Below are 10,485 nucleotides of genomic sequence, written 5' to 3'. Positions count from 1 at the left end.
AGTATCGCGGCCAGGCGGTCGAGTTGAGCGCCGTCGGAACGGACGTAGACCGCGGTTACGTTGATGCCGCGGGTGGGTGCAGGCGGGTCGGGGGTGATGGTGGCGAGCCGGCCACCGTCGGCCAGCGCGGTCATCGCCACAGCTGCGCCCCCGGGGGCCGCGTTGGCGACGGCGTCAATATTATCTTTTGCCAACGCCTTTGCGTGCTGTGGCCACAGCGGATCGCCGTAGTCGATTACTTCGCGGGCACCATGCCCGCGGACTCGGTCGGCGCTGCGCGGACCGGCGGTGGCGAGCACATCGACACCACGCAGGGCGGCCAGCTGGACAATGAGCCCGCCGGTGATCCCACCCGCGCCATGAACGAGCAACGTTTCGCCACCGTGAAGGGCCAGCGCCTCACCGACCACCTGCTCGGCGGTCAACGCTGGCACCGGAAAGATTGCTGCGATCTCCCACGAAATCACGGGCGGTTTGTGGGCGAGCGATCCGACGGGTGCGATCAGAAACGGCGCCCACGTACCTTGGCCGCGCAGCGGCACCGGGTGGCACAGCACCTCATCGCCCACACTGAATCCGCTCAGACGATTACCGACGGCCTTGATGACCCCGGCGGCCTCGACGCCGAGCGCCAGCGGCGGCGTGGTGCCAACGTCCCAGCCGCCGTAGCGGATGATGTTGTCCCAGTTGCCAACCCCGGCCGCGCGAATGTCGATGAGGACCTCGTCGGCCGCCAACGGTCGCGGGTCGTCCACTTCGAGCGTCTCCACGTTGCCGCCGAGCGTGCGGACCCCCGCTACCAGCATTGTCACAGCGAGACGACCGGCCAGTCGTAGGTCATAGAGGTTCCTCTCGAGATTGAGGGCTAATGGGATTGAGAAATAAGGCGATTCGCTTGAGCGCCCTTGTTTACGTTCTGCGCCCCGTTTTTCAGTAATGGGCCGAGTTCGGATTCTTCGGCGAGTAGCGGATCCCAGACCTGGTTGACCGTTGGTTGTGGCGCGACGGCGTGGCGTAGGAGACTGATTGGGACTTTCGCGACGATGGCCAGGGTGGCGGCTTGAACCAGTTCGGAGAACTCCGGGCCGACAAACGTCGCTCCCAGCAGTGTGTTGGTCTCGGCGTCGATGACCAACTTCGCCCATCCATCGAAGCCATCCCGGTAGAGGGCGAGGTGGGACACCGCGTCGGGATAACGAGCAGTTCGCGTTCGTACCGCGAACCCTTCTGCTCGGGCCTGACTTTCCGTGCGCCCCGCCCTGGCTACTTGAGGGTCAGTGAAGATAACCTGCGCGGTGCTGCCGCCATCATGAGCAGCCAGCTCGTTGTCGCATAGTTCTCGTCCCCCGGCCCGGGCCGCGATGATCTCGGCCACGAGACGGCCGTGGTACGTGGAGATATGAGACAGCCGAGCACGCCCGGTGGTATCTCCCAGCGCGTAAAGCCAACCGCCTGTGACGCCGACCGCCTGTAAATGGTCGTTCACAGCAACGATCCCGTCCGGCAGCCCAAGGGTTTCCAGCCCGATGTTGTCGGTATTGGTGCGCCGTCCGGCGGCCAGGACGATCTCGTCTACCTCGATGGTCTGGCGGTGGAACGTTGCGGTGACGGGCCCGCCCGCCACGGGTCGGGCCACCTCCGACAACTCCGTCTCAAAGTGAATCGTGACGCCTTTGCTTCGCAGTGACTGTGCGACCTGCTCGCGGGCTTCGGGTTCGAAGTTGGGAAGCAGGGTATTCCCACGTGCCAGAAGTGTTACCGCGGATCCCAAACCGGCCAGGATGGTCGCGAACTCGACACCGACCGGGCCGCCACCCACCACCAGCGCGCGGGGTGGCACATACGTCATGGTCGTCAGGTCCCGATTTGTCCACGGGCGTGCTTGCGCCAACCCAGGTATCTCCGGCACGTGAGGACGGGTGCCGGTGGCAACGACGACCGCGTGGCGTGCAGTCAAGACGGCTTCGGTGGCATCTCCCAGGGCGTAGGCCACGCGCACTGTTCGTTGGCCGCTCAACCGGCCAATGCCATGAAACACTGCTGCACCGGCTTGCTGCAGTGATGCCGTCCGGTCTTGGTCGGAGAGGTGCTCGATGATCGCGTCGCGCTTCGCGAAGACAGCCGCGACGTCCAGGCCTCCGCGCGAAATGGTTTCTCGCACACCAGGGACCGCCTTCGCGAGATTGAACACCTCGATCGGGCGGATCAGCGTTTTGCTCGGGTTGCAGGCGAAGTAATGACACTCCCCACCGACCAGACGATCCTCGACGAGCGCTACCGAAAGGCCTACGGACGCAAGTTTCCGCACGGCGGCCACACCACCCACCCCGCCGCCTACGACGACCACGTCGAAGTCTGTACTAGCTTTCATCTACCTTCACTTCCGAACCGACTCAATGGATTAGCCGCAGCCACCGTCGGCTCGCGACGGTTTCGAGTGTCCGGACTGGACATTGCGCCAGGGCGGTGTGGCGGCGATGTTGTGCCGAGTATCGCGTAGGCCGCGGCTGCGCTTGCCGCGGAGAAGACACTGTAGTTAAGCGGTGATTCCACACCGAGGGATGCAGCCATCGCGGTTCCAAATATCACGAGCACCAAGCAAGTCGCAGCGCCCACGAATTTTGGCCGCCAGCCGCCGAGGAGCAAGACCCCCAGGGTCGTTTCGGTTGCGGTGGCAGCCCACACGATCACGGTCAATAACCATCCAGAAGCAAATGGAACAAGCCGGTGGGCATAGTCGGCGAAAGCAGCCATGCTCCCCCAGCTTCCCTGCCCAAGCGGCTTCCACCAACCGAATCGGTCTGCAACAGCCGACAGAAAGGCGGCCGCGAGCGACAAGCGCAGCGCTATCCGGACGGCCCGGATCGGATCAGGCGTGCGCACGGAGCCCTCCCGGAAATGGGATAACGTCGTCACATTGTGGATATCCAACGGTGCGAACGTTTTTTCATCGTGGACGCGGCAGCTCATTGTCTTGCATTGTCGTCCGTGGTAAGCGGGCCGTCTCCGGTGTCAACCAGGAAGACTGCGAGTAATTCAGCGGGTTCGGTGGCGCTGGCATTTTCACTGATCGTGTGGTGCGCGCCGGGGGCTTCACTCCACGTCTCGCCGGCGTGATAGACGCGCGCAGGCTCACCTTCGACTTGGCTGCGGATCGCTCCGGAGATCACGTACGCCATGATGAACGCCGATTTCGCGTGGTGGTGAGCTCCGCTCCTAGCTCCGGGCGGATAGCTCACTGACACTGCTTCGAGTGATTTGCCCGGAACATTGGGGGTAGGTTGATTGAAAACCGGTCGGACAACCGGGTTTTGACCCGACTTCTCTGGCGCCGCCTCGGCGTGGCAAGCGGACGCGAGCGTCGCAACTGTCAGTGCGGCGAGTGGTATTTTTAGCGCCATTTTTGGCTGCCTTCCATCTTCAGTCTTCGGCGACGCGCAGGATCGTCTTGCCGGGGATGCGCTTGCCGGGAGCGAACGCGGTGGCAGCTTCGGCGAGTGGCAGCACGGCACCCACCACCGGCTTGAGGCGTCCATCCCGTACTCGCGCGGCGAGGTCGGCGAGCTGGGCACGATCGGCTTCGACAAGGAAGAAAATTGCTCGCCCATCGCGCGGCAGGGTCTTCGGCGGCTCGGCGATGGTGACGAGCGTTCCACCAGCCCGCACCAGAGCCGCCGAGCGGGCGAGAATGTCTCCGCCGATCACGTCAAACACGACGTCGACTTCGCCTGCTTCCTCAAGATTTTCGGTCTCCAGGTCGAGGAAGGTATGGACGCCCAGCTCCCCCGCCCGGTCTCGGTCTGCGGTCCGGCCGGTACCGATGACGCGCGCACCGACCTCGCGGGCGAGCTGCACCGCGATCGACCCAACCCCACCCGCGGCGCCGTGGATCAGAACCGTTTGTCCGGCGGCGAGGCGGCCGTGGTCGAACAAGCCCTGCCAGGCGGCCAATCCAGAGATCGGCAGCGCCGCGGCCACAGTATGGTCGATGTCCATCGGCAGCGGTGCGAGATTACGGGCTTCCATCGCGGTGTACTCCGCCAGCGAGCCGTTGCGAGCCCAGTCGGCGAGCCCGAACACCCGCTGACCGACAGTCAAAAGGGTGGTGCCGTAACCCAACTCAACCACGACGCCCGACAGCTCGTGGCCGGGCACGCTCGGTGTCCGGTCATGACCCGCGCGGTCGATCCAGGTGTGCGGCCACTCAAGCTCCCCTGGTGTGAAACCGGCAGCGTGTACCCGCACGACGACATCGTTGTCGGCCGCCTCGGGGTAGGGCAGGTCCGTCAGCGACAGGCCGGCGACACCGGCCTCGCGATCTGAAACAGTGATGGCTCGCATTACAGGTCCTTCCTGATGTGGGTTGTTTCCGTCGGCTCGGCCGCGGGCTGCGGTTGTACGCTGACGAGCTCCAGGCCTAGATCGCGGACCCGGTCGAGAAGTCCGTAAAGCTGTGACTGGTCGCGGATTTCACCGGTGAACACGGTTTCGTTCGCACCGGCCTCGAGGCGCATCCCTTCAAATGCGTACCCGAGCCGCTCGGTCACGCGGCCTTGAATGCACATCCGGTACATGGTCGGCTGCATTTGCCCTCCGCTCGCCAGCTGCTGAGTCAGCATTCACCGACGCGGGGTGAGTCGTCATCACCCGGCGAGCTAATTCACCCGGGTGAGCACAGCAGGCATCACTGGGCGGATGGGCACGCATCAGGGCCCGCGGTCGCTATCCGGCGGATGCTGCGTCACAGTGATGGTGATCGTGGGCCGGCCCTGAGTGGGAGCACCGCGGATGCCGCGTACGGCCATACCCGCCAAAAGCATTTCGTTGAGCAGATTTTCCGGGATCGCTGCCAGGACCGTCGGGGCAGCACCGGGGAGGGTGTCCGGCCACGCTGCCGCGGCGCGTCTGATCGGCGGGGCGGCCGCCGACCAACTCGGGGGCACCGACAGCGCGCCGATTGAGGAGGCTCGGCTCAAACCCGCCGACGACACAGGTCCCGTACCGCCGCCTGCCCCCAGGTCTGCCGAGCTCGATGACACTGTTGCGCTCGTTCCTGAGCCTGCCGGAGCCACCCCCAAGCGCTGCAGTATGGCGTCCATCTTGCTGGCACCGTCTGGGTCGTAGTGCGCCGCATATCCCAAGCCCGCGTACGACCCGGCCATGCCCGTCGACGTGATACCCGTCGACGCCGACGCAACGGCCAGGTTCACCGGGCTCAATAAGCTAAGCAATTGCGAGAACGATGGCAGTGATGCCGCGGCGGCCGGTAAGGGCAGTGCAAGTCCCTGAAGCGCATTGGGTACTGCGGAGAGCAGCTGCGAGCCCGTCGACATGACGGTCTGGGTGGCTGTCCCGGCCGGCATGGCGCTGGCGTGGGCAACCGCAGCAACCTGCCCGGCGACCCCGGCTGGATTTGTGGTGGGCGGGGGCGGGGTGAACGGCGGTAGCGCCGAAGCGGCAGCGGATGCGCCGGCATACTCGTACATCGCCCCGGCATCCTGGGCCCACATTTCGGCGTACTCGGCTTCGGTGGCCGCGATCGCCGGGGTGTTTTGGCCGAGGATGTTTGTCGCGATCAGCAACATCAGCCGCGCGCGGTTGGCTGCGACTACCGGTGGGGGCACCGTCATCGCAAATGCGGCCTCGTAGGCGGCTGCGGCGGCCCTGGCCTGGGCGGCGGCCTCCTCGCACAGCGCAGCAGTCGTCGTCAGCCACCAGGCATAGGGTGCGGCGGCGGCCGCCATCGCCACCGACGCGGGACCCAGCCATACTGCGCTGGTCAGGTCCGAGATCACCGACCCATAGGCTGCGGCCGTCGAATGCAAGTCGGCGCCCAGCCCGTCCCAGGCTGCCGAGGCAGCCAGCATCGACCCGCAGCCGGGCCCGGAATACATCCGGCCGGAGTTGATTTCTGGTGGCAACGCCCCGAAATCCATCTTCGAAAACCCTAGGGTGCCTTGGCTATCCGGTCGCTTCGCGGATGCAGCAGCAGATCTGGCGCAGTGAGCGGGTGGCTTCGGGGATCATCGGCGCGGCGAGTTGGAACACGTGGATGTGGCCCGGCCATACATCGACGGCCACACCGGCGGTGGCCAGTCGATGGGCCGCCAGCTGCGCGTCGTGAAGCAGCACCTCGCACACATGGATCAACATGGGCTGTCAATACTTCCGGGCCCGGCTCATCGTGCCGGCTCTAGTTGAGGGCCGGAGCGCACGCCGCGCATAAGCGCGCGGTCTGCCGGTCAACGAATCTGGGTGATTCACTTGACTTTTGGCGCGCGGTTCCGCATAACGCGCACTGTTGGTCGGCGGCGGCCGCCTGCCGGTCACGGCGCTTCCAGACGGCCGCTCGTCCCTGCGCCATCGCCTTGCGGCGTCGCCTGCCCGCGTACGCGATCAGCCCGGCCGCGAGCAAGGATCCCGTACAAATGGCGGCGGTGACGCCGAAATCGATTGGCTGACCATTGATCAACGTGAGGACCGCGTAATCACCGGAAACCACGCCGCAAACAGGAAGGCAATGCGTAGTCGTCGGGTCATGGTGCCAGCCCCTCGGGCGGCCCGATCGGGCGCACAGCGAAGACACTGCCCAGGTATCCAGTGGGGCGCCCGCAGGTGGTGCACGCCGGGTGGGCGCCGCATCGGGATGCCATCTCGCGCTTGTCGCCCACGTAGGTCGCGATCGCCCATTGCAGAGTGGACAGGCAGGCCTGGCAGAGCGTCTCGACGAGGTCGCCGTCTGGGCTCAGCCCCATCTGGTCGCATCCGTCAATGGCGTGTATTTCGGCGACCGCCACCGCCGGTGCACCGCATGTAATGCGGGTCGACACCCGCTGGGCACTGCAGATGGGCTGCAGGGCGCGAAGTTGATCCTCAATCGCCGGGACGGCGTCCATCGCGCCTTCTCCCTTCCTATGCGTCCAACGCCGTGCCAAGGCGGCGGCATCACGCATTCGGTGTGGCAGCCATGGTGATCGCGCGGCGCCGCCGCCGTATTCAGCAGGCGATCGTTGAGATTGGCGAGGCTTCATCTGGTTTCTCCAATTTGTCTCGATGGCTTTCCGCGGTGATCAGCGCAGCCAGGCCGTCCACCGCCATCGCGACGCGTTGCTCGCTTGAGCGGCCCCGAACGCAGATCTGAAAACATGCCCGGCTCCACGTACCGTCCGCTCGCTGTCTATCTGTTGAGCGAGCATTAACCGATGTGGGATGAGTGGTCATCACCCGGCGAGCTGATTCACCCGGGCGATTCGACGAGTGTTTCGAGCGTCAGGGGATGAAGCACCCCGGGCCTCCCGGCGAGGACGCACTGATGCAGCCGAATGACGGTTCACCAAATGGGGCGGAGAAGCTCGCCTACACTGACTGCCGACGCTAGCGGTGGCGAGAACTATGGATTACATAACTCGGAAGTCTTTCCCCCGCCTACTTCACGTTGGTGGGCGGCGGTTCGCGTGAACACCGCGAGGGCGTCGGGGAAGGCACGCACACCGCCGATTCGCGGGCGTGCAGGCGAGCTGAAGGTGATCGGCACGCAGATCGCGGCGCTCGCTCAGGGGCGGGGCGGCGTATTGGTCATCGAGGGTCCGCCCGGCATCGGCAAGAGTCGTTTGCTCACCGAGGTCTTGGCGCTCGCCGAGAAGGCCGGTGTGCGGGCACTATTCGGCGAGGCCTTCGAGTACCAGCAGACGGTGCCATTTTTCTCGCTGTTCATGGCGACCCTGCGCGCGGATCCCCCCGTCGGTGATGCGGAGGCTTTGCGCCGCTTGGGCACATCGGCCGATCTCCGCTACTGGGTGGTGCGCGATCTACAAGCCGCCATTCATGCGGCCGCGTCCCGAATACCCTTGGTGATCCTCCTCGAGGACATCCACTGGGCCGACAACGCCACCCTGCTGGCGCTGCGGTCGCTGGCCGCGACGAGGCCCGATGCCCCGGTGCTGTGGGTGCTCACCGCACGAACCGGCGCCGGCGGGCCGGCCGTTCGCGAGACGCTGACCGCGCTGGAACGTGAGGATGCCAGGTTTCTGCGGTTGTCGGCGATGGCACCGAGCGCCGTCGCGGACATAGTGCAGGACGCCGTGCGAGCCAACGCGGATGCGTCGCTCCTGACTCTGGCCGACAAGGCGCACGGCAACCCGTTCCTGCTGACGGAGCTGCTTCGAGGATTGGACGAGGAGGGCCGGCTCGACGTCAGCGGCGGGCGCGCGGTCGCCACCGGAGAAACGTTGCCGCGGCGACTCAGCGACACTATGCAGCAACGACTCGACCAGCTCTCGCACGCCGCGAGCCAAGTCGTACGAGTCGCCGCTGTGCTGCCTGACCGATTCTCGGCCCGGCTGCTCGCGGCGATGCTGGAACGCCGACCGGCCGCCCTGATATCGGCGGTAGACGAGGCAGTCCGCGCCGACTTCCTCATCGAAGACCGCGATCAGATGAGGTTTCGTCACGATCTGCTGCGCGAAGCGACGCGGCAATCGTTGCCCCAATCGCTGCGCCGAGCGATGGAGCGGCAATCGGCGACCGTCATGCTGGACATGGGTGCGGCGCCCGAGGAGGTTGCAACCCAGCTCGCCCGCAGCGCTGAGGTGGGCGATCAGGCCGCGATCGCCGCACTCCGCGAAGCCGCGCAGTCGGTGGCCAACAGCGATCCCGGCGCTGCGTCGGATTTGAGCAAGCGCGCGTTGGAGCTTTTGTCTCCCCAAGATCCAGGACGTGGGCCGCTGGTGACGGAAACGATCGTGCTGCTCAATCGGGCCACCCGCTACGAGGAGGCGCAACGGTTGGCCAGCACCACCCTGTCCGCGGCCTTGGAGCCCGAAGAAGAGGCCGAGATTCGCCTCCGCCTCCCGACACTGACGACGGATCCGACAACGCGTCACATCGAAGAGAACCGCCGCGCACTTCAGTTGCCCGACCTCAGCGACGTCACCCAGGCACGACATCGGGGATGGCTGGCGTACAACCTGGCGATGTATGGCCAGCACGCACAGGACAGCGCGGCAGCCGACGAGGCGGCGACCGTCGCCGCATCCACCGGCGATCTCGAGTCGAGGATCCTGTCCGGAGTTGCACTCGCCTGCCTCGACTGTGTGAACGGGTATGCGGGCCGCGCCCTCCACCGCGTTGAGGAACTGCAAGCCCTGACCGTTGCGGGCGATACGACCGCTCATCACCTCGCGGCAATCCACCTGGCAAACCTGCTTTGTGTGGTCGGGCGGTTGGACGATGCCGCGGCGCTGGTCGCGAGCCGTACAGAAAAGTCCGAGAAGGAACGCGACGGCATGGCGCTTCACATCTGGGGCCTGACGGCCGGGGGAGTTCAGCTGGCTGCGGGCCGGCTGTCGGCTGCCCGCGCCACCCTCGAGCGGCTGCCAACGCCGGAGCGACCGGGGTCGACCTACGTTGACGCGAGGCGCATGGCCATCCTGGCTGAGGTGGCGGCGCGCACCGACGACCGAACGTTGTTGGTAGAGACCATGAATGAGGCGCGCGATGCGCACGACAATGGTTCACCTTCCGTACGTCGCGACGCGGCGGGCGCGTTAGGGCTGGCGGCGTGGCAGCGCGACGACGTCCATGAAGCGTCGCACTGGCTCGGCGCCGAGATCTCGTTGTTCGTGACGCCGTTCTTGCCGACCGTCTTGGATCAGCTGACCTTGACCGCGCGGGTCGCGTCAGCCGCCGGTGATGCAGGCTTGCGCGCGCGCCTCCTCGACGCCATTGAAGTGCTCGAACGCGAGCCGTCGGGCGTTCCGTTGTTCTCCACAGTCGCCCAACACATCCGCGGCATCCTCGAGCGTGACGCCCAGGCATTGGTGGTTGCCACCGAGTTGCTCCACTCCTCTTCCCGGCCGCTTCTTTATGCTGGCGCCGCCGAGGATGCTGGCGGCGAGCTGAGTCGCGCACAGCGCAAAGCTGAGGCGCTCGACCAGCTGAACGCGGCATTCGACACCTACATCGAGTGCGAGGCGATTGCCGATGCGCGCCGGGTCGGCCGCGCGCTGCGCCTATTAGGCGTGGAACGGCGCATCGTCAGCCACCCGCGCGCAAAAACGGGTTGGGACAGCCTCACCGGCTCTGAACTCACGGTCATCAACCTCATCGCACAGGGCGCGACCAACCGCGACGTCGCTACCGAGCTGCACCTCTCCCCCCACACCGTGAAGACCCACGTCCACAACGCATTCGCCAAGCTCGGCATCACTTCGCGCGCCCAATTGGCGCAGCTCATGCGCGGCGCTGATTGACCCACAGCAAATCGGCTAGGTGACCGTGCGCGGCCTACAATGACGTCCATTGCAACGGCAGTCCGCTAAATAAACCGTAGACAGGACACCCGATGGGTCCTTCAACCGGCGTATTTGACGTCGGCGGCCAGCGCCTGGTCACCCCGCCGATTCGGGGACGGGCAGACGAGCTGAAACTGATCGGCGCACTGGTTACCGCGGTGGCCCAAGGGCGCGGGGGCGTTCTGGTCATCGA

9 protein-coding genes and 2 pseudogenes are annotated in these 10,485 nt (G+C 65.8%); 2 read left to right on the top strand and 9 right to left on the bottom strand.

Going from position 1 to position 10,485, the window contains the following annotated elements; translation table 11 throughout:
- The 9 genes and pseudogenes from A5652_RS00535 to A5652_RS00495 form a co-directional block, all read right to left on the bottom strand.
- On the bottom strand, positions 1 to 806 hold an 806-nt coding region (locus A5652_RS00535; RefSeq protein WP_232001049.1), incomplete at its 3' end, for an NADP-dependent oxidoreductase.
- A 59-nt stretch (positions 807 to 865) separates the two neighbouring features.
- A complete protein-coding gene (locus A5652_RS00530; RefSeq protein ID WP_067345405.1) occupies positions 866 to 2,371 on the bottom strand; it encodes an NAD(P)/FAD-dependent oxidoreductase in 1,506 nt (501 codons plus the stop codon).
- Positions 2,372 to 2,457: 86 nt separating this feature from the next.
- Positions 2,458 to 2,883 (bottom strand): annotated as a pseudogene (locus tag A5652_RS28250) (hypothetical protein); the annotation flags it as partial.
- An 83-nt stretch (positions 2,884 to 2,966) separates the two neighbouring features.
- Positions 2,967 to 3,401: a cupin domain-containing protein gene (locus A5652_RS00525; RefSeq protein WP_067345402.1), complete on the bottom strand. Its 435-nt coding sequence runs from the start codon at positions 3,399 to 3,401 to the stop codon at positions 2,967 to 2,969.
- Between the two features lie 19 nt (positions 3,402 to 3,420).
- On the bottom strand, positions 3,421 to 4,341 hold the full coding sequence (locus A5652_RS00520) for an NADP-dependent oxidoreductase (protein ID WP_067345399.1): 921 nt from the start codon (positions 4,339 to 4,341) through the stop codon (positions 3,421 to 3,423).
- Entirely contained in the window at positions 4,341 to 4,586 is a 246-nt protein-coding gene (locus A5652_RS00515) for a hypothetical protein (protein ID WP_156745071.1), read from the bottom strand. The genes A5652_RS00520 and A5652_RS00515 overlap by 1 nt, the downstream gene beginning before the upstream one ends.
- Before the next feature lie 120 nt (positions 4,587 to 4,706).
- Positions 4,707 to 5,936, bottom strand: a complete 1,230-nt coding sequence (locus tag A5652_RS00510) for a PPE family protein (protein WP_067345392.1) — start codon at positions 5,934 to 5,936, stop codon at positions 4,707 to 4,709.
- A 25-nt stretch (positions 5,937 to 5,961) separates the two neighbouring features.
- Positions 5,962 to 6,150, bottom strand: a pseudogene (locus tag A5652_RS00505) (esterase); the annotation flags it as partial.
- A 386-nt stretch (positions 6,151 to 6,536) separates the two neighbouring features.
- Positions 6,537 to 6,896 carry a phosphoenolpyruvate carboxylase gene (locus A5652_RS00495; protein WP_232001047.1) on the bottom strand — a complete coding sequence of 120 codons (360 nt, stop codon included), beginning with the start codon at positions 6,894 to 6,896 and terminating at the stop codon, positions 6,537 to 6,539.
- A gap of 62 nt (positions 6,897 to 6,958) precedes the next feature.
- Between A5652_RS00495 and A5652_RS27970 the strand changes: the two genes are divergently transcribed.
- The gene (locus tag A5652_RS27970) at positions 6,959 to 7,141 is read left to right on the top strand and encodes a hypothetical protein (protein WP_197513672.1); all 183 of its coding nucleotides are present in this window, start codon (positions 6,959 to 6,961) and stop codon (positions 7,139 to 7,141) included.
- A 313-nt stretch (positions 7,142 to 7,454) separates the two neighbouring features.
- Complete coding sequence (locus A5652_RS00490; RefSeq protein WP_067345381.1) at positions 7,455 to 10,250, top strand: AAA family ATPase; 2,796 nt, start codon at positions 7,455 to 7,457, stop codon at positions 10,248 to 10,250.
- Positions 10,251 to 10,485: the final 235 nt, after the last annotated feature.

Source organism: Mycobacterium sp. 1165178.9 (assembly GCF_001673555.1).
Lineage (GTDB): Bacteria > Actinomycetota > Actinomycetes > Mycobacteriales > Mycobacteriaceae > Mycobacterium.
Note: the sequence above shows the minus strand (reverse complement) of the source record. Positions and strands in the feature narration are given on the sequence as shown.